The sequence below is a fragment of the Streptomyces sp. NPDC042364 genome (assembly GCF_056437585.1).
Window position 1 is genome coordinate 108,864 of record NZ_JBWKAJ010000004.1, and the last position, 20,381, is coordinate 129,244.

Below are 20,381 nucleotides of genomic sequence, written 5' to 3' on the forward strand. Positions count from 1 at the left end.
CGAATTACCCTCACCCTCTCCATATACCCACAGGAAATCATCGAAGCACCCAGCCCCATAAGAGGCGATCAGCTTCCGATAATCACGAGGAACACCGAGTGCACCCATAGGTGATTCCTGAAAGCTACCCACCCTCTGCTCTTCAGCAGGCGGAGGGCAGATAGCCATCAAGCGTTCGAGATCTTCCATCATTCCCTACATGTTGGCGAATCTTTGCCGTACCGACCATCCGTGGTCATCCACAGCCTCAATCAATACGTGACTCGGGATGACACCGCCATTCCCGTACTCCGGAGTGACGCTCATGAGGATTGTGTTTCCGCTCCCACGGACGTGAGCTGCGATCATGTCTTCAAAATCGGAAATGGCGCCATTATTGGCCGTCTGCCCTTGGGTTACAAGGTTCCTGAGATCCCTACCTGAACCACCAAACTGCCTGGCGATCAAATGCCCACGGCTATGGCCTGCGGCATCACCGGCAAACCCCGCTGGCTTGTAGCGCCTCCCGGCCTTGCTTCCGATAATTCCAGAGGCAGCATCGTCCAGAGTCTGGGGTGAGACCTCCGTGTAGGCCACGCCAGCGCGGCCACTTCCGTCCAGCTCACTGTACGAAGTACTACAGTTATGAACCAGAACCGGCGCAGCCCCCGCCAGCACATAGTACGTATGGATCTCGGTGACCGTCAGATCGTGTGTGCGCTGTCGGCGCTCGAAGTAGCGGACGTCCTCGACCGTGGCCGTGGTGCCGGAGGCCGTGCGCAGGGTCATGCCCGGGGTGAGTTCGCCGGCCTGGAGCCAGCGGTTCTCCGAGACCACCCAGAAGGGGTGGGTGGTCGTCGCCGTCAGTGATTTCGAGTTGATCGTCAGGTCGACGAAGTGCTTGTCGTCCTCCGTGACGATCGTGTCAGCGACGTCACGGAGGACTGTGCGGCCGGTCTTCGGGTCCGTGACGGTGACCTTGTCGCCCGGTCTGATGTCCTTGATCTTCTTGCGTTTGCCATCGGCCAGAAGGACTTCGGTGTCAGGCAGGAAGCTGTGGCACTTGGGCTTCCCACCACCAACTGCGCTCTTGATCCTGTCGACGGCGGCAAGGGCCTTCTCCCGCGCCTTGGCCAGGTTGGCCCGTGCGTTGTTGAGCCGCTCGGACGCCTTCGACATGTCCTTCAGGCCACCGAAGAGGTCTCCCAGCAGGCCGGTAACGCGTTTGGCCAGTTGGATGCCCTTGCGCATGTTCCAGGGCATGCCGTACTTCGCTAGGAGCTTGCCGGCGATACCTCCGGCGAAACTGCCCGCGATGGTGAGCATCGTCTCGCCGCAGGCGGCCAGATCACCGCTGGAAAAACAGTCCAACGCGGCACTGACGCCGAGGATGTCCATGACGATTTTGACGAGTTCCTTGCCCGCTGACCTGAACCGCTGCTGGGCGGAGGAATGCTGCTGCTCCGCGGCAGCGACGTCCTGTGTCGCCTGGCTGACCTCTGCGCTGCCACCGGCGCAGTACGGGTCGATGGCACTCGGGCACCAGGCCCCGTCGCCGCGGGCGTTGCCGTGTCGGTCGCAGTTCATGGACCGGCCGTTTCGGCATTCGAACAGGCCTGTCGGGTCGGACAGCGTCACGGGGGTGTTGCTCGCGTACGCGTACCCGTTCATCTGCTGCGGGCGCGTGTAGTCGATGATCGGGTCGGGCGAGATGAACTTGCCCAGGTCCGGGTCGTATTCGCGGGCCCCGATATGGACCAGGCCAGTCGAGGCGTCGATCGTGCCGCCGACGAAGCCCTTCTCACCCGGCCAAGTGCCCGTCTCCGGCGACAGCTTGCCGCGAGCGGCGCCATAGGGATCCGTGCGTCGTTGGGTGACGGCGCCACTCGTCGCGTCGACGGCGAGGTCGCCGGTGCCGTGGTGGTCGGAGGAGAGGAAGGAGACCTTGTTGTCCGAGGTGCGGATCGCGATCGTCTGACCGGCGTACGAGTAGTGGCGCGTCGCTGTGACGGCGGTGGAGCCCTTCTTCAACTCCAGTTCCAGACCCGGCAGGTAGAGCGTGGTCGCATCGACGGTGGTGCGTTTGATCCGCGCCCCGCCCGCGTCGTACAGGAACGAGGTCTCCGTACCGTCGGCCTCAGTGGCCTTGGTCAGCTTGCCGGAGGCGTCCCAGTCGAGGCTCTGGGTGTCGCCGCCAATGGTCCGCTTGTGGGTGTTGCCCGAGACGTCGTACTGGTACGTCTGCTGCCGGTCCCCGGTCGGGGTCGTCTCGGCGACCTTGGTCACCTGGTGCGGGCCGCCGTCGCCGGTCTCGCCGGGCGTGCCGTCCTGGTCGCCGTCCTGGTAGGTGAAGGTGCGGGTGGTGTTCTTGGCGGCGTTCAGGGACGGGTCGTGGCGGATCTCCTGGGTGCGGTTGCCGATGTCGTCGACCGACCAGCTCGTCCAGTAAGGGGACGGCCCGCCCAGCGGGTTGGTGCCCGGGGCGGCGTCACAGGCGGTGGGCTTCTTGCCGGCGTAGTCGGGGGTCCCGCCGATCGTGCCCTCGCCCTCAGCCGTGGTGGCGGTGGCCGCCGGGGTCCAGGCGTCGACGAGACGGGCCTGGCCGTCGTAGGCGAAGCACTGCACGTCGAGTGTCGAACTGCTCGCCGGGGCAGCGGTGTCGGTGATGGACAGGACGTTGCCGGCCTGGTCGTAGGAGTAGTGCTGGTCCTTGGCTACCGTGGCGGTGGAGCCGACCTTCACCGTGGCCCGGGTGAGGCGGTCGGTGCCCTTCTCGTAGTAGAAGTTCTTCTCCGTGCGAGGGCCGCCGGTGCTCAGGGAGAGCTGGAGCAGCTGGCTGGTGTTGGACCAGACCGTGCCGGTGACGTAGGTGGAGGTGGCGCTGGCCATGGTGAGCGGGCGCTGGAGTTCGTCGTACGTGTACTTCAGGCTCTCGGTGGGCAGTCCGCCGGCCGCGGGCACACCGACGGAGGCGACGGTGCCGTCCCGGTTGTAGGCGGTGGTGAAGGGGTATGTGCCCGCGAGCTTCCCCTCCGAGGCCGGGACCGTGTAGTTGGTCGTCAGCGGCCGGTAGAAGGTGTCGAAGGTGGCGACGACCGTGGAGTACGCCTCGCCGTTCGGCAGGAAGCGGTAGCTGGCGTGGGAGTAGCCGAGTGAGCCCGAGCGGTCGTACTTGGTCTCCGTCAGCTTGGTGCCCTCGTTCACCGCCCCTTCCCAGGTCGACTTGGGTCGGCCCAGGCTGTCGTACTCCGTAGACAGGATCCGCTGCCGGGCGTCCTTGGTGGACGTCAGGCGGTCAAACTCGTCGTAGGTGAGGATCGTCTCGCCGGCGTCCGGGTCGACCTTGCGGACCATGCGGCCGCGCTGGTCGTACTCCTGGCGCCAGACGTTGCCCTTGGAGTCGGTGACGGTGGCCAGTTCACCGGCCGCCGTGTGGGTGTACTTGGTGACCGTGCGCTCGGAACCCGGGCCGGTCAGGACGGGTGTGTGGCCCTTGTAGTGCCACAGCTCCTTGACCTTGCCCTCAGCGTCGGTGACCGTCGTGGTCGCCACACCGCCGGGAGGCGGGTCGTTGTGCGTCGTGTTGCCGTCGTACGAGGTGGTGTTGCGCCACTGCTCGTATCCGGCGATGGTGAAGATCTCGGCAGTGGTGCGGCCCAAGCCGTCGTACTCGTAGCGCGTCTGGTTGGCGACGTCTCCGTTGGCCACGGGGAACAGTTCGTCGGAGGCGGAACCGGCCGCGTAATAGGTCTCGTTGGCCCGCTTCACCGCGCCCGTCGGGCCGTAGAACGAGTCGGCCACCATCCGGCCGCCGCTCGGGCCCTCGGTCTGCTTCTGACGCGGGCGCAGCAGACCGTCGTAGAGCTGCCACTCGGTGCCGTAGGTGCCGTCCTGTTCGATCTTCTCGGTCTTGACGGCGACCGGCTTGTTCTGGCGGACGAGGTAGGAGTACTTGATGCTCGGCGTCTGGTTGCTGCGCCGGTCCGGGAGCCAGACAGAGGTCAGTCGGCCGAGCGCGTCACGGGCGAGGTCCGTGCGCCTGGTGTTGGGGTCCGTCTGGCCCGTGGACTGGCCGCGCAGCCGGTCGTAGGAGGTGGTGGTGACGTGGCCGAGGTCGTTGGTGACCTTGGTCGAGGAGATCAGGCCGTTGACATCCGTGTACGCGGTCGTCGTCAGCGCCCCGGCCACGTCCTTCTGGCTGGTGGGGCGGCCGTAGCCGTCGTAGTCGGTGGTGCCGGTGGTCTGGTACGTGCCCTTGGTGCCGTCATGCGAGACGAGACGTTCGGTGGCGGTGGCCAGGCCCCTGGTCGGGGCGTCGCCGTAGGCACCCTTGTCGTACAGGGTGCGCTCGTCGGTGACGATGTCGCCGGGGGTCTTGCCGTCGGTCTTGCGGTTCGGCGTGACGTCACAGCCGACCGAGACGGTCTCGATCTGCTTGGGCAAGGAGTAGATGTGCTGGGCAGCGCTGTCGGCGTACGACGTGCGCGTACAGGTGTTGTCGGACGCCGTCGACGTGTCACCGCGGTTGTCGATCTTCAGAACGCGGCCGTACTCGGAGTCGAACTCGGTCGTCGACAGCGTCTCCACCCAGCCGCCCGAGGATTTGGCGGAGTAGCCGCGCACCTCGGTCGTCTCGGTGATGGTGGCCTTGGTGGTGCCCCAACTCCTGGTCTGGGTGGCCGTGTCGTGCTTCCACGGCTTGCTGATCACCTTGGAGACGACCTTGCCCTTGTCGTAGGCGGCCTTCTCCACCTCGTAGCCGGTGAACTCCTTGTGCCCGGTGAAGTCGGAGCCGTCGGACGCGGTGATCTTCTCGGTGCGGGTTCCGCCGCCGGGCGCCTTATCTCCGTTCATGCCCTGGAGGTACGTGTGGTCGACGCGGGTGCTCTGCTCACTGTCGCCGCTGGTGACGGACACCGCGCCGTAGCCCTGCCACTGACTCCAGGTCAGAAACTTCTCGTCGGTGATGCCGTCGGGCTCGGCGTGCCGCCAGGCCGCGTCGCCCTGGTAGTCGTAGCGCGTGACCATCACGTCGTTGACGTCACCGCCGGTGCGGTCACGCTGGCTGACGGTGTCGACGACGTACTTGTGGAACCAGTCGGTGATCGGCTCCAGTTGGCCCGACGGCGCCCACATCACCGGGTAGCAGCGCTTGACCGACTCACCGGGCTTGGGCAGGGCGTCCGCCGAGCAGTCGGCTGCTTTGTAGGCGATGTCGAGCTGGGCGCCGCTCTCGCTGACCACGGTGGCGAGCCGGAAGCGGTTCAGGGGTGCGATGTTGTCGCCGATCTTGTCGACGCGGTTTTCCAGCTTGGTGCCGATCAGCGTCACCGGCGGGAGTTCGATGTCGGCGCCGTTACCGGCCTTGCCGGTGTGGACGATCTCCGACAGCCACAGGGTGCTGGAGTCGTCGCCGTTGTCGGTGAAGCGGTGGGTCAGCGACCAGGAGTCGACGTCGGTGTACGGGGCGGCACTGTCGCCGGTGTAGGCCTGGGTGGTGATCGACGTCAGCCGCTTGCGAGTCCAGAACGACGGGGAGGCCTGGGTGGCCGTGCACTTGGTGTCCGCCTTGCAGTAGCGGTCCCACGGGGTGTCCGGCCACTTGCCGGCATTGGCCGAGGTCCACTTGTCGGGCGCGCAGTCGAACCCGTCGGTGGCAAGGCAACGTTCGGCGGTGTCGAAGACCACGCGGGCCGGTGCGGACTGCGAGTACAGCGTGGACTCGCGCTGACCGTACTCGATGCGCTTGAGGTAGCCGCCACGGACGTAGGAGGTGCCGTTGGTGTCGGTCTTGCCGTTCAGGGCGTAGTGGTTGGTCTCCTGTCCGTAGTAGTACGTCATGACGTTGCCCTGGGTGTCCTTGACGTAGTCGAGGTTCCAGCGCCATGCCTGCTTGCACCACGCGTCGGCGAACGTCGCCTTGTAGCAGGGCTCCTTCTCATCGTCACCGAAGACCGGCGCGGTCCACGCGGAGTCGGTCTCCGTCTTGCCGCTGCTCCAGCCGGGAAGCCGGTTGAGGCCGAACCAGTACTCGGTGCCGTCGGTGGTGGTGACCTTCCAGTGCTCGCCGTCGTCGTCTCCGTTGGTGGCGTCGGTCAGCTTCTCGACCTTGGAGCCGTCCTCACCCGAGACATGCCACTCTCCGGACTCGTCGTCCTTGACCAGCTGTGCCGCCGAGCCGTTGAGCATCAGCGTCGCGTTGTCGAACGCCCAGCACTGTTCGCCGGAGGAGGAGTGTCCGTCGTCGGCGCAGGGTTTGTATGAGCGCTCGACGTAGCCAGGTTCGTAGGAGAAGCCCTCGCCCACCCAGGAGCCCTGGTTGTTGGTGGTCGCGGTACGGCCGTCCGCCGACTGGGAGGAGTACGACAGGCCCACCGACGGGGTCAGTCCGCCGGGGGTCGGCACGACCGAGATCGGATACGACCAGGAGAAGCCGCCCGAGGATGGCGCCACGTTCCACTCGGCCGAGGGAGACAGCGGGGTCGCCTTGTAGTCGCCCTGTGCGGAGGCGTCGGCGGCGGCGAGGGCGACCACGGTGCCGGCGGAGGTCGCGGACAGGGGCGCGGAGACGGTCTCGGCCTTCGCGTCGTTGACCGAGGACAGCGGCTTCGGGCTGCCCTTGCACTGCTTGCCGCCGAGTTTCTCCTCCAACGCGCAGGCGGGCACCTCGTACAGGGCGAGGCGGGAGCCGTAACTACCGCCGTACGCCTCGGCGAAGGTGCCGTAGTCGACGCTGAGCCGTACCTTGGCCTGCTGGGTGTCCGGATTCTTCACCCGCAGCAGGACACCGGCACCCGCGGCGGTGGCGCGCGCATGCGGGAGGACTTCGACGCTGACGTTCTCAGGGGCTGAGGGAGCTGCCTTCGCCGTCTTCTTCGGTTCTGTCTGCTCGACGGCCGACAGCCCGACCGGCAGCCCCCCGACGTTCTCCGGGGTGTTCCGGTTCTCCGACTTCGAGACCGGCACGCTACGACGGACCGCGTCGGGCCAAGTCGGCTTATCCAGGCTGCGGATGGCCGCCTTGCGCGTCGGGTCTGCGGGGATCTTGCGCGGCGCCTTGGCGTTCTTTCCCTCGATCGGGTCGCCGAGTGCTTGGACGGCGGGGCCTGAGGTGTCCTCCCGCTCGGGGAAGGCCACGGCCTGGATGGCGCCGGCGGTCAGGGCGAGGGAGGTCACGGCGGCCACGACCGCGGCCCGGCCGCGCAGTCGGCGGCCGGTGAGAAGGGATCTGGCAGCAGGCATTCAGGAACTCCGCAGGGTGAGGAGCGAAGGTGGGGGGTACGTCAGAGAGACAGAGACGTGGAAGGCTTCGGAGAAGACGGCCGGGGTCCCAGCCGGGCGCGTATGCCCGGCCGGGACCTCCCGTCACAGGTCCGGCTGTGCCAGCCTTTCGGCCATCCAGCCGACCGCGACCGCGTCGGCGGCCCCGGTGTAGATCCGGATGTCGTCGACCTCGCCGCTGAGGTGATCGGCCCAAGCGGTACCGGACTTGGCACGGCCGATCTGGAGACCGCCGCCGGCCGCCCAGTAACCGATCTTGTGCTTGGAAGCGTTGTCGGCGTCGGCGAGCTGTCCGTCGACGTAGAGGCGCAGTCTCTTGGTGAGGCCGTCATAGACCACGGCGATGTGCTGGCCGCCGTCCAGCGTCGGGTCTCCCGCTTGGTCGTCGGGGATGGTCAGAGCCGTGGCCGCCGTGTTGTCGCTGCCTGGCACCACCAGCTCCCAGTGCCCGTACGGGTTGTCCGCGGTGTATTTCGTGTAGCGGACCAGGAAGCGGTTGGTCTTGGTTCCCGTGAGCGCGAACAGGGTCTGGTCGGTGGTGTCCGACTCGGCGGCCACCCGGACCCGGGCGGCGACGGTGAAACTGCCGTCCGCGCTGACAGGTGCCGATGACGTGGCCGCGTATCCGTTGTCGGCGAGCACCAGATCGCCGCCTGGCACCGCGCCCTGCTCACCCATGGAGGTGACCAGCGGATACGGTCCCTCGGCCACCTCTTCCGGCTTCTGCTGGAAGAGGGTGGCGCCGCCCAGTGTCAGGGCACGGCCTCCTACGAGGTCCGGGCTTGTGCCGGAGGCGACCGTGTCGAGGGGCCAGTAGCCCTTTCGGGCCGGCTTCACCGTGAGCATCGACTTGATCTCGGCGGCGGGGGTGAGCCGGTCGTAGGCGCGGACCTCTGCGATGTCGCCGGTGAAGTTGCGGTTGTAGCCGTACTTGGCCACCGACCGGCCGATCTGCAGGGCACCGCGCGCCGACCAAGTGGACTGGCGGGCAACGGTCTTCCTCAGCTCACCGTTGACGTACAGCTGAAGCTGCCCGTTCGCCGGATCGTAAGTCCCGGTCAGGTGGACCCACTCGTTCGGGCAGACCGGCTTGGTAGTGCTGTCCTTGCAGGTGGCGCTGGTCGTCACAGTGGCCCGCCATTCGCCGAGGGACTCGACGTCGTTGGCCGGGACGCCGAACGACCAGTTCTTGGCCACGGCGTCGTAGCCGAGGGTGAAACCGGGTTCGCCGGCACCGTCCTGGCTGACCACCACGCCGTCCTTGTCGAGCGCGGTGGGCCGCACCCAGGCGCTGACCGAGAAGCCCTTCGCGGTGTCCACGACGGGAGAGTCCGTACTCAGGTAGGCGCCGGCTGTGCCGTCCAGGTGGGCCGCGCGGTCCGCCGCACCGCCAGGTCCGTCCTTGGTCGTGAAGCTGACACCGGCGCCCACGCTCGCGGCACGGCTGTTGTCACTCTCGTCCTTGACGTGTCGGCCCTCGGAGGAGGGCACGGGGTCGTCGCCGAGGTTCCACTGGCCGGCGACGCTCTTTCCCTCCTTGACCACGAAGGAGTAGACAGCCGGGGCACTGGGGTTGTTGGCCGCGTCGTACGACGTGACCTCCAGTACCACCGTACCGATCGCGGGCGGTGTGAACTGCACCGAGACCGGGGCCGTCGGGGAGGACGGCGTGATGTTCTTCGGGGCGGCGGTGTCCTTGGTGAAGTCGTAGGAGTAGCGGCTCACATCGTTGTCGAACTTGTCGCCGAGGTTGGGCGAGAAGGTGAAGGTGCCCGTCTCACCGACGCCGAGTTCACCGGACTTGTCCTCGGGGAACTCCTTGGAGTCGACGTCCGGCTTGCCCGGCACATTGCGGTCCATGACGAACTCGCAGCGCACGGCGGAGTCACCCTCCCAGCTCCACGGCCCCCAGGTGGCCTTGTCGTAGACCGCGGCCGACCAGTAGACCTTGCCGTTCTCGGGTATGGCGGGTTTACCCTTCGGCACCTTGATCTTGTGCTCGAACTTGGCGCCGGTCGGGGACGAGTAAGGGGTGTCCTTCTCGTACTGCTGGGCCTTGCCCTCCTTGTCGGTCCACTCGACCCGGAAGCGCACCTTGACGGGTTCGGCTTCGTCCTTGGAATGGTCGGGATCGTGCGGGATGACCAGCAGCTTGGGGAGTTCGTCGACGTGCTGACTGCGGACCGCCCCGGTGGAGGTGGCACACACACCGCCGGGGCTGGTCCACATCTCCTTCATGGAGACCTTCGCGGGCGGCCGGTTGTAGGTGACCTCCAGGACGGCGTTGCCGCACATTCGCTTCCACTCGTGCAGATCGCCCTCGTCCGCAGCCCGCAGGCCGAACGTCATCTGCGTCCAGGACCCGGTGGCCGCGGTCTGCAGCTCCTGGGTGAGCGCGCCGCCCTTGCCGGACTCGAAACGCAGGTTGGGAGCACTGGAACAGGAGACCGGCGAGACCGCCTTGTCCACGGTCATGATGTGGCTGTCCCACAGGGTGTCCGTGTTCCCCCAGTCCGTGGACGAGGAGATACCGAAGTTCTTACCGCCGACGCGGTACAGGCGTACGGGCTCGTCCTCCGGAGTCGCGTTGTAGATGTGCGCGACGCGCACCGCAAACGTGGTCTCCAGGATGTCCTTCCCCTTGTAGAAGGAGGTGGGCATCGTGTACATCAGCCTGCGCACGTCGACGCCGTTGCAGGCGATCGGCTGGTAGTCGATGGGGCACTTGCCCATGCCTGCCGAGCCACTGAACTTCCAGTCCTGCTCGTTCGGCATGCCTTTCATCACCGAGGTCCAGGACGTACGGCTGGTGGTCTTCTCGATCGGATCGATCACCACCGGGAAACTGGTCTCGGGGTCGGTCAGCAGGTCCTGGGAGGGGATCAGCGTCAGCTTGTCCTGCCCGACCTCCATCTCGACCGGCGCGGTAGCGGCGTCCGGAGGCGGTTCAAGACCACCAGCGGCACTCACGGACGCGGCACCGAAAGCCGCAGCCCGGGCGGTCGTCGTGGAGGGGTCGCCCCCGTCGCCCGCGTCCCACATGACAGGGGAACCAGCCTCCAGGACCACACCCTGGGAACTGCTGTCCAGCGCACGCAGCGCCCCGGAGGCCGTCTCCTGGAGGGTCAGCGCCTTGGTGTCCACGCCGATTTCGAAGCGGGCGAGATCCGGGTTCTGCGCGGCCTCAGGTGTGTTGACCACGACGAGATGACCGAAGCCGTCCGGCTCTGCCTGCACGACCAGGTCCACATCGGGCAGCACGTTCTCGTACGTCGCCGAGTCGCCGTCGATCACCGGCTTCGGCAGGTCCCCGCCCGGCCAGGACAGGGCGAGTTCGCGCCCAGCGACACGTATCCGGGCGAACGGCCCTTCGCCGCCGGCTGAGAAGGTGACATCGGCCGTGGTGGCCTTCGGTGCCCAGGTCCCGTCGGCGCGCCGGACGAGGGATTCGTCGATGTCCGCCCATTGGCCGCCCTGCCAGGTGCGCACCGGCTCGGCGAACTCCTCGGCAGTGAAAGTGCCGTCGCTGTTCGCCACGACGGTACGACGCTCCTGCCGGAGACCCGTCACCTCGACACTCTGACCCGACTTCTGGGCGGCTGCCCGCGCCTCCGCCTCAGTGGACACACCCTCATCGACGGCCGCCTTCAGCGCGGCGGAGGTTACGGCCACCGGCGCGGCCTGGGGCCCGACGTCCCCGTATTCCGTGGGAAGGCCCGTCACTCCGGTCGCCACGAGCCCGGCCGCCGCGAGCGCCACAACGGTCGGCGTCCCGGCACGACGCCACATCTTCTTCTTGCGGTTCTTCTCCGCGTTCATCGGATCACCGCTCCAAAGGCCGTCACGTCGGTCGCGGGGATGCCGCCCTCGCCGGGCCGCCAGCTCTGCACCGTGCCCGCAGTGCCGCCGGGCGCGACGTTGCCCCAAGGCAGTGCGTACACGGCCCGGTCGGCGGCAGGGCCATAGGGGACGCCGAGATACAGCGAGGCGCTCGTCGCGCCGAGGGCGGTGCCGAAGTACTCCTGCGGGCCGACGTCCCCGCCGGTTCCGGCGGTTCCCTGCTCGATGAACAGGTCACCGTCGCCGGGCGCGCCGACCAACGGGAACGTCTGCACACCGCCAGCGTCACGGTCATCGCCGAGGTCCTCGCCAGGGGCACCGACCGCGAGGAGCATGGTGGAGGCGGTGGAGGTAGCAGTGGGAGCGGTGTTGACGGCGACGAGCCGCTCACCGAACAGGTCACCCGGTTCCGTGCTGCCCTCGATGTCGGCGACGTCCTGATGGATGCGCTGGCGCTCGCTGACAGCGCCCGCCGCGGTCACTTTGAAGATGTGCACCATGCCGCCGTCGGCATCGGCGGGGTGGTCCTCGCTGGGCACCCCGACGGCCAACAGCGACTCGGTGGGCGTGCCCGTGCCCGAGGGCCGGAAGGGCACCATCGCCATAGCCTTGCCGAAACTGTCGCTGGACTCGGCCTCGCCGAAGACGTTGGTGCCATCGCTGAGTGCGGCGTCCTGGTCCAGGCCGAGTACTGCGGCGGGCACACCCTCGGTGAAGGTGTGGTTGAACAGCGAGACCCCGCCAGCGAAAGTGTCGGTCCCGATGGCCTCGCCCGGCGCCGAGACCGCGAAGTGGGTTGCGGTGGCGGCGACCTGGGCTCCGAACCGGTCGTCCTTCTCGACCACGCCGGGGACGCCGGTCGAGTCCTGGCTGAAGTCGGTGATCGCGCTGCCCTTCACGTGGACCGCGACGCCCGCGTCCACCAGGGAGGGCGAGCCGATGTCCTCGCCCGGAACGCCGATGAGCAGGAAGGGCGTACCGCCACTGGTGCCGGCGGCAACGGAGTACCCGAACCAGTCACCTGTCTCGGCGACGCCCGGAACGGCTTCAAGGCCCTGGTCGTAGCCCACGGACGCCGCGCCCTGGCCGAGACCGTCCGGCGAACCGTAGAGCACCGCAACGCCTCCGGAGTCGGCAGCGGTTCCGATCGCCTCGTGCGGAATACCGACCGCCAAGTCGTCACAGCCGTCCTCGTTCACGTCGAACGTCGCCAGGCTGAATCCGAACTGGTCACCCGCCTCCGCCACTCCAGGCACTGCGGCAAGATCCTGATCCAGCCGATGGGTGCCCTTGCCGCCGCCGTACACGACATCGATGCGGCCGGCGCGGGCCTTGTCCGCCACCGTGGCATCGGGATCGGCTATCGCGATGTCACGGATGCCGTCACCGTTGTAGTCCGGGTTGACCCCGCCGGTACACACCGCCGCAACCGCGGTCGGCGCCCCGGCGGATCCCGCTCCAGCCGGCCCCGCCACCACGAGCCCCAGGGACACCACGCTCACGAGCACCGCCCTTACGGCAGCACTCTTCCCCCATCGCACTTTCACTGCCCCCACCCCGACCACGCACAGAGATCACAAATGTGGCCTGAGTTAACGGTGAGTGGACTTGAAGCGTCAAGAATTAATAAAGTCCACAAAGGGACAGGTTGGCGTGATCATGTCGGCCCGAGAGGACGGTCCCCCGGCAGCGCAGCGGTCGCCTTGCACGGCCCACATGGTGAGCATGTCCACGCCAGCGACGCAAAGGCCGTCGCAAACCTGCACCCGGGAAGAAACCCCCACCCCCGCGCAAAGTTGGCCGCTTTCCACTCAGGAACGCCGTCAGCGCTGGCCGGTCGCCGCCCGATCGGCTTCCCTGCACCGCACCCGAAATCGGAGCAGGAAGAAGCCGAGCGACTGGAGCACAGGTCGAGTAGCGCGTCGCCCCACTCCATGACGCAGGCGAGGGCCTGCCGAGCAGAACACGGAACCCGCACCGCCCTCTCGGGTAGCGCCGCATCGTCAAGTCCAACATCCCCGCCGGAGGCGCTCTTTCCCACGTAAGCAATTGGCACGCGCGCTTGTCGGGTCGGCACAACAACCAGTCGTCTCCATGCCTCCAGTCACGCGGCCGAGCAAGAGCCGGTCTGCACGATGTCTGCACGCTTGGCCACCAAATGGCCACCACGTCATTCCGAACAGGCCGAGGGGGACCGACAGCGAGCTACAAAAGGCCAGTTCACAGCCCCGCAGAGCAAAATCGCTACTAACCGTCAACCTCGGACCTACGCATTACGATGCGCAGGCTCCGAGTGTCGGATTTACCCGAATTACAAGGTCAGCAAAACGAAGGAACCCCAGGTCAAAGCCTGACCTGGGGTTCACCATAGAGCCGCCTTCGGGATTCGAACCCGAGACCTACGCATTACGAGTGCGTTGCTCTGGCCATCTGAGCTAAGGCGGCGCGCTGTCCGCACTATGGTGCGATCAGCAACGTCGGTAAGTCTACACAGTTTCCGGAGTGCTCCGAACCAGGACCCGGGGCACCCCCGCAGCCCGGTGGCGCGGGGCCGCGGTCAGGACGGTGAGCAGCGCTTTCCGTCGGTGGGAGGCATGCCGCGCAGCAGGTACGCGTTGATCGCGGAGTCGATACAGCCGCTGCCCCGCCCGTACGCGGTGTGCCCGTCGCCGTCGTACGTGAGGAGGCGGGCGGAGGCGAGCTGGGAGGCGAGGGCCTGGGCCCACCGGTACGGGGTGGCGGGGTCGCGGGTGGTGCCGACGACGACGATCGGGGCGGCGCCCTTCGCCTCGATGCGGTGCGGCCCGCCCGTCGACTTGACCGGCCAGTACGCACAGTTCAGGGACGCCCACGCCAGCGCCCGGCCGAAGACGGGGGAGGCCTTCTGGAAGGCGGGCAGCGCGCGCTCCACCTCTTCCGGCGTGGCGTGAGCCGCGGGGAGGTCGAGGCAGTTCACGGCCGCGTTGGCGTACATGAGGTTGGAGTAGCGGCCGTCGGCCTCCCGCTGGAAGTAGCCGTCCGAGAGGGTGAGCAGTGCGGCGCCGTTCTCTTCCCGGACGGCCTGGGTGAGGGCCTGGCGGAGCCGCGGCCACGCGCCCTCGTCGTACATCGCCGCGATGACCCCCGTCGTGGCCAGGGATTCGCCCAGCTTCCGCCCGCCGCCTGCTCCACCGGTCGGCAGAGGGCGGGCGTCCAGGCGCTCGAACAGAGCGCTCAGGTTCTCGCCGACCAGTGCCGGCGTGCGGCCCAGCGGACAGTCCTTCCTGCGCGCGCAGTCCTCCGCGAAGGCCTGGAACGCCGTCTCGAAGCCCGCCGTCTGCTCCCGGTTCAGCCGGTCCGCGCTCAGCGACGGGTCCAGCGCCCCGTCCAGCACCAGGCGGCCGACCCGCTCCGGGAACAGCCCGGCGTACGTCGCGCCGAGGAACGTCCCGTACGAGGCGCCGACGTATGTGAGCTTCCGGTCCCCCAGGACGGCCCGCAGGACATCCATGTCGCGGGCCGCCTCGACGGTGGAGACATGCCGCAGCAGCCGGGGTGCCCGCGCCCCGCACCCCTCCGCGAACCGCTTGAAGGCGGCGACCAGCGCCTCCTTCTCTCCCCCGTCGTCCGGCGTGAGATCCGTCTGCGTGTACGCGTCCATCTCACGCCCGCTGAGGCACTCGACAGCCTCGCTGCCGGCCACGCCCCGCGGGTCGACGGCGACCATGTCGTACCGCGCGCGGATCTGCGCCGGGTAGGCGACACCCGCGTACCCCTGGAGGTAGCCGACGGCCGAGCCGCCGGGGCCGCCCGGGTTGACCAGCAGCGAACCGAGCCGTGCGCCCGGGCCGGTGGCCTTCTTGCGCGAGACCGCCAGCTTGATGTCACCCTCGCCCGGGTCGGCGTAGTCCAGGGGCGCCTTCATCGTGGCGCACTGGAAGCCGGGCACGTCGCAACTGCGCCAGCGCAGCTTCTGCTCGTAGTACGGCGCGAGTGCCGAGGGCGTCGCGCGGGGCAGCGGGCCGAGCGCGGGCGCTCCGTCTCCCACCGCGGCCGTCCGGCTCGCACCGCCGGAGGAACAGCCCGACAGGATCAGCGCGGCGGCCGCGAGCAGCGCGCCGCCGGTACACAGGGACCGCTTCGGCCGGGAAGTACGCCTGGTTCGCATCTCGCGAGCGTAACCAGAGGCAACCGAATGATCACGAACGGCGACGCATGCTCCTCGTACGAGTGACTCGGTCAACCGAACGCACGCCCACACTCGTCCGAACGCCCGCACTCATGCGAACGCCCGCACTCATGCGAACGCCCGCTTACGCGTGACCGCCGCTCGCCGTCATCCCGCCCGAAGGGCCATGGTCATGGCCTCCACTGCCAGCAGCGGGGCGACATTCCGGTCCAGCGCCTCCCGGCAGGCCGCGATCGCGTCGATCCGCCGCAGGGTCGCCTCCGGTGTCCCACCGCGGGCCATCCGCTCCAGAACGTCCTGGACCTCGACGTTGGCGAGGGCCACCCGCGACCCCAGCTGGAGGGCCAGCACATCCCGGTAGAAGCCGGTGAGCTCGGTCAGCGCCAGATCCAGGCTGTCCCGCTGGGCCCGGGTACGGCGCCGCTTCTGCTTGTCCTCCAGGTCCTTCATCACCCCGGCCGTACCGCGCGGCATGCGCCCGCCCGCCACGGCCCCGAGCGCCGCCTTCAGCTCCTCGGTCTCCTTGGTGTCGACCTCTTCCGCCAGCTGCTTGGACTCCTCGGAGGCAGCGTCCACCAGTTCCTGCGCGGCCTTGAAGCATCCTCCGATGTCCTCGATCCGCAGCGGCAGCTTCAGCACGGCGGCGCGCCGCTCCCGGGCCCGCGGGTCGGTGGCCAGGCGCCGCGCCCGCTCGATGTGTCCCTGGGTGGCCCGGGCGGCGACCGCGGCCGCCTCCGGCTCGATGCCCTCCCGCCGTACGAGCATGTCCGCCACGGCGTCCACCGACGGCGTGAGCAGTCCGACGTGCCGGCACCGCGAGCGGATGGTCGGCAGCACGTCCTCCAGCGAGGGGGCGCACAACAGCCAGACCGTCCGCGGTGCGGGCTCCTCCACGGCCTTCAGCACCGCGTTCGCCGACTTCTCGTTCAACCGCTCGGCGTCCTCGACGAGGATGACCTGCCAGCGCCCGTTCGCCGGCGAGGTGAACGACTTGCGCACCGTGTCCCGCATGTCCTCGGCGAGGATCTGCGTGCCCACGGCCGCCACCGTCGTCACATCGGCGTGCGTCCCCACCAGCGCCGTATGACACCCGTCGCAGAAGCCGCACCCCGGGCTCCCGCCGAGCGCCCGGTCCGGGCTCACGCACTGCAACGCCGCGGCGAAGGCCCGCGCCGCCGTGTTCCGTCCCGCGCCGGGCGGCCCCGTGAACAGCCACGCGTGCGTCATCTTCGAGGCCTCGGGAAGCGGCCCTCCGGTCTCGGCGGCCGTGACGATGGCATCCGCGTCCCTGGCGGCCGCGTCCAGCTGGCCGCTCAGCCGCTCCTGCCCCACCAGGTCGTCCCACACGGTCATGCCCCACCACCCTCCGTCCCACGAACCTCTCGGCCCCATTCTGCGCGACCCCACTGACACCGCCGAAACGGCAGAGGAGGCCGGCCGGGGCAGCGGGACCCCCGTCGACGAGCGGCCGCGCCGGCACGGCCGCGGGCCCACGACGACCGCGGGCGCACCGGCGAAGGGGCTCAGCCGGCGAAAGGAGAGGCCCAGCACCAGCGGAGCGGCTCAGCCCCGCCGACGCCCCCAGCCACGGCCCCGCCCCTCGTCCGGATCATCCGAAGCGTGCGGCCCCAGCAGTTCGTCCGCCAGAGTCGGCAGATCGTCCAGCGGGGTCTCCTCGGCCCAGTCCGAGCGCTGCCGACGCCGAGGAGTGCCCTCCTCGTCGACCTGCGGCAGTTCCCGCGTCCGGTCCTCGGCGCCGTCAGGCGCGGGCCCGGGCCGCTCGTCCCGGAAGAGCCCGGGCGGCACCCGGTCCTCCCGTACCGGCGGCAGCACCGCGGTCTCATCGGCCGCCCCCGGAGGCACCTGCGGCAGCACCGCCGTCCGATCCTCCGCACGAGCCTCCGGCCCGGACTCGGCCCCGGCGCCCTCGCCCGGCGGAACAGGCGGCTGCGGCAGCTTCGCCGTGGTCTCGGATTCCGTCCCCGGCCGAACGGGCGGCAGCACCGCCGTCTCGTCCCACGGGCCACCCGACGCGTTCGTAGGCGTCACCACAGGAGTGGGCACGGTGGCGTCACCCGAACCGGCCCCACCGTCCGGGCCGACCGAACCGGCGCCGGCGGCTCGAGACTCCCGCTCGGCACCAGCGTCCGCCTCACCGGCCGCGGCACGCCCCGCCTCACCGGCCGAGGCCCGCGCGGCCTCAGCACGCGCGGCTGCGGCCGTCCTCTCCGCCTCAGCGGCCGCCGCGGCCGCCCGCGCGGCCTCGGCCACCCGCTCGGCCTCAGCGGCAGCGGCCCGCTCCGCGGCCACCCGCCGAGCCTCCTCGGCGCGCAGCAACGCCTCCTCGGCCTTCCGCTGCTTCTCCAGGCGGCGCGCCTCCGCCTCCGCCCGCAGCCGCTGCTCCTCCGCGGCCTGCTGGCGTCGCCGCTCCTCCTCGACCCGGCGCCGTTCTTCCTCCTCGGCCCGGGCCTTCTCCTCCGCGAGGAGCCGTGCCTGCTCCTCCTCGGCGCGGCGCCGCGCTTCCTCGGCCCGTCGCCGGGCCTCCTCGGCCTGCCGTTCGGCCTCGCGGCGCTGCGCCTCCTCCAGCTCGCGGCGCTTGCGCTCCTCCTCCTCGGCGCGCAGCCGTGCGAGTTCCTCCTGGCGCTCCCGCTCCAGCCGCTCCTCCTCGGCCTTGCGCGCGGCCTCCTCCTCGGCCCTCTTCCGGGCCTCCTCCTCGGCCTTGCGTCGCGCCTCCTCCTGCGCCTTCACCTCGGCCTCGGACAGCGGCAGCATCACATCGAGCCGATGCCGGATGACCGTGGTGACGGCCTCCGCGTCCTGCGCGCCGTCGACGACCAGATAGCGCCCGGCGTCGGCGGCGGCCAGCGTCAGGAATCCGGCCCGCACGCGCTCGTGGAACTCGGGCGGCTCGGACTCCAGCCGGTCCGGCGCCTCGGTGAACCGCTCCCTCGCCGCCTCGGGCGAGACATCCAGCAGCACCGTCAGATGCGGCACCAGCCCGTTCGTGGCCCAGCGCGAGATCCGGGCGATCTCGGTCGGCGAGAGATCCCGCCCGGCCCCCTGATACGCCACGGAGGAGTCGATGTACCGGTCGGAGATGACGACGGCACCCCGCTCCAGCGCGGGCCGCACCACCGTGTCCACGTGCTCCGCGCGGTCCGCCGCGTACAGCAGCGCCTCGGCGCGGTGCGACAGCCCGGCACTCGACACGTCGAGCAGGATCGACCGCAGCCGCTTGCCCACCGGGGTGGCCCCCGGCTCGCGTGTCACGACGACCTCGTGCCCCTTGGCCCGGATCCACTCGGCGAGCGCCTCGACCTGGGTGGACTTGCCGGCGCCGTCACCGCCCTCCAGGGCGATGAAGAACCCGGACCCGGCCGGTGCCTGGTCGGGGTCGTCGCCGCCGAGCAGCGCGTCCCGCAGGTCGTGCCGCAGCGGCACCCCGGACCGGTCGTCGACCTTGGCGAGCACGAGCGCCGCGACCGGCAGCAGCAGCGCTCCGACCAGCATCAGCGTGAACGCCGCGCCGCCGTGCGCGAACACGAACTTGCCGTTCTCCAGCCGGTGCGGCCCGATGGCGGCGGCGACCAGCGGAGCGATGATCGCGGCCAGCGCCACGAAGACCCGTACGACCGCGTGGAGGTGCTCGGTGGTCCGGGCCCGCCGGAACTCCTCGGCCTCCTGGTCGAGCAGTGTGTGCCCGGTGTTCGCGGCGATGCCCGCGCCGACCCCCGCCAGTACGAAGATCAGCACGACGCTGGTCACATCGGGCACGAGCCCGGCGGCGAGCAGGGCGATCCCGGTGAAGGCGATGGCCAGGGCGAGCAGCCGGCGGCGGGACAGCGACGGCAGCAGGGCGGGAGCCCGGCGGATCCCGAGGCCGACGCCCCCGGTCAGCCCGACGACCAGCAGCCCGTACAGCACCGGGCCGCCGCCCAGGTCCTTGGCGTGCAGCACGGCGACCGCGACAGCGGCGGCGGCAGCGGCGGCGACGGCCCCGCACGCGGGCACCAGGAGCGGGATGGCCCCCGTCCGCCCCTTGTCGACACCCGTGCCGGTCCTGGGCCTGCGCAGCCCCTCCAGCGGGGACCGCGCGCGGGGGGTGCGCGTCTTGGGCAGTTCGAGGAAGGTCACCACCGACAGCGAGGCGGCGAAGAGCCCGGCGGCGACGTACGAGGCGAGCGCCGCCTGGTGCTGTCCGAACCAGTCGAGTCCGGCGCCCAGCAGGTTGTTGAGCAGTGCCACGACGACGAGCGTGGCGGCCGCGAGGGGCACCGCCATGAATCCGGTACGCAGGGACAGGCGCCGTAGCGCGTCCATGTGGTCGGGCAGCGGGCGTACGGTCGCGCCCTCCAGCGGCGGCGCGGGCAGCAGCGCGGGCGCCGCGCTCTCCCGGCAGACGGTCCAGAAGCGCTCGGCGACGCCGGTCACGAAGACGGTCACCAGCAGCACGGCGAGCGCGTTGTCCGGCGTCCAGTCGATCCACAGGGGGGCCACGATCAGCAGCAGGACACGCAGTCCGTCCGCGCCGACCATGGTCCAGCGGCGGTCGAGCGGGCCGTCCTGCGAGGTCAGTGACGTGAGCGGCCCGAGGAGTACCGCGCCGAAGAGCAGTGTCGCGAGGACTCGTGTGCCGAAGACGACCGCGACCGTCAGCGCGACACCGCGGTACCCGCCTCCGAACGCCCCCTCGGCGATCGCCGTCTGGAAGGCCAGGAGGACGAGCACGAAGAGGGCGAGGACATCGCCCACGCCGCCCACGAGCTGTGCGCTCCACAGCCGTTTGAGCTGAGGTCGGCGCAAGAGCGCCCGTACCGCGCGCTCCCTGGAGTCGGCTGCCAGGGCATCGTCGGGGGCCGGAGTCAGGGCAGTCGGCTGCTCGCCTCGCATCATGCTTTCAGCCTATCGGCACCCACCGACACCCCGAAGCGACGCCCGAACGCACGCACACCTCACCACCAAGTCGCGTAAAAAGCGCGGGTTCAGCGAAGCCGAGGTGAAGATTCCGGCCACCGCCCGGCACCCCGGCGTCCAAGAGGTGCGGGGAACTCCGCGACCGGTCTCAACCAGCCCGCAGCCGCCGACCCACCCGCACCCCCGGGCGTCCCAGGAC

General features: G+C 69.5%; 6 protein-coding genes and 1 tRNA gene. All 7 read right to left on the reverse strand.

Annotated elements, in window-relative coordinates; genetic code table 11:
* Nucleotides 1-195: 195 nt before the first annotated feature.
* The 7 genes from AC067N_RS10000 to tmk all read right to left on the reverse strand — a co-directional run bounded on the left by AC067N_RS10000 (nt 196) and on the right by tmk (nt 20,161).
* Nucleotides 196-7,221, reverse strand: a complete 7,026-nt coding sequence (locus AC067N_RS10000) for an RHS repeat-associated core domain-containing protein (protein WP_478678398.1) — start codon at nt 7,219-7,221, stop codon at nt 196-198.
* 123 nt (nt 7,222-7,344) lie between these two features.
* Entirely contained in the window at nt 7,345-11,079 is a 3,735-nt protein-coding gene (locus AC067N_RS10005; protein ID WP_478678399.1) for a LamG domain-containing protein, read from the reverse strand.
* The gene (locus AC067N_RS10010; RefSeq protein ID WP_478678400.1) at nt 11,076-12,602 is read right to left on the reverse strand and encodes an integrin alpha; all 1,527 of its coding nucleotides are present in this window, start codon (nt 12,600-12,602) and stop codon (nt 11,076-11,078) included. The genes AC067N_RS10005 and AC067N_RS10010 overlap by 4 nt, the downstream gene beginning before the upstream one ends.
* Before the next feature lie 869 nt (nt 12,603-13,471).
* Nucleotides 13,472-13,545 (reverse strand) — tRNA-Thr (locus AC067N_RS10015).
* A gap of 112 nt (nt 13,546-13,657) precedes the next feature.
* The gene (locus AC067N_RS10020; protein WP_478678401.1) at nt 13,658-15,247 is read right to left on the reverse strand and encodes an alpha/beta hydrolase; all 1,590 of its coding nucleotides are present in this window, start codon (nt 15,245-15,247) and stop codon (nt 13,658-13,660) included.
* 168 nt (nt 15,248-15,415) lie between these two features.
* Nucleotides 15,416-16,621, reverse strand: coding sequence for a DNA polymerase III subunit delta' (locus AC067N_RS10025; protein ID WP_478678402.1), 1,206 nt, complete (start codon nt 16,619-16,621; stop codon nt 15,416-15,418).
* Nucleotides 16,622-16,831: 210 nt separating this feature from the next.
* Entirely contained in the window at nt 16,832-20,161 is a 3,330-nt protein-coding gene (gene tmk, locus AC067N_RS10030; RefSeq protein WP_478678403.1) for a dTMP kinase, read from the reverse strand.
* Nucleotides 20,162-20,381 lie beyond the last annotated feature (220 nt).

Coding starts and splice junctions, on each gene's coding strand:
- AC067N_RS10025 (WP_478678402.1), bottom strand. CDS start 16,621: ATGACCGTGTGGGACGACCTGGTGGGGCAGGAGCGGCTGAGCGGCCAG.
- tmk (WP_478678403.1), bottom strand. CDS start 20,161: ATGATGCGAGGCGAGCAGCCGACTGCCCTGACTCCGGCCCCCGACGAT.
- AC067N_RS10005 (WP_478678399.1), bottom strand. CDS start 11,079: ATGAACGCGGAGAAGAACCGCAAGAAGAAGATGTGGCGTCGTGCCGGG.
- AC067N_RS10020 (WP_478678401.1), bottom strand. CDS start 15,247: ATGCGAACCAGGCGTACTTCCCGGCCGAAGCGGTCCCTGTGTACCGGC.
- AC067N_RS10000 (WP_478678398.1), bottom strand. CDS start 7,221: ATGCCTGCTGCCAGATCCCTTCTCACCGGCCGCCGACTGCGCGGCCGG.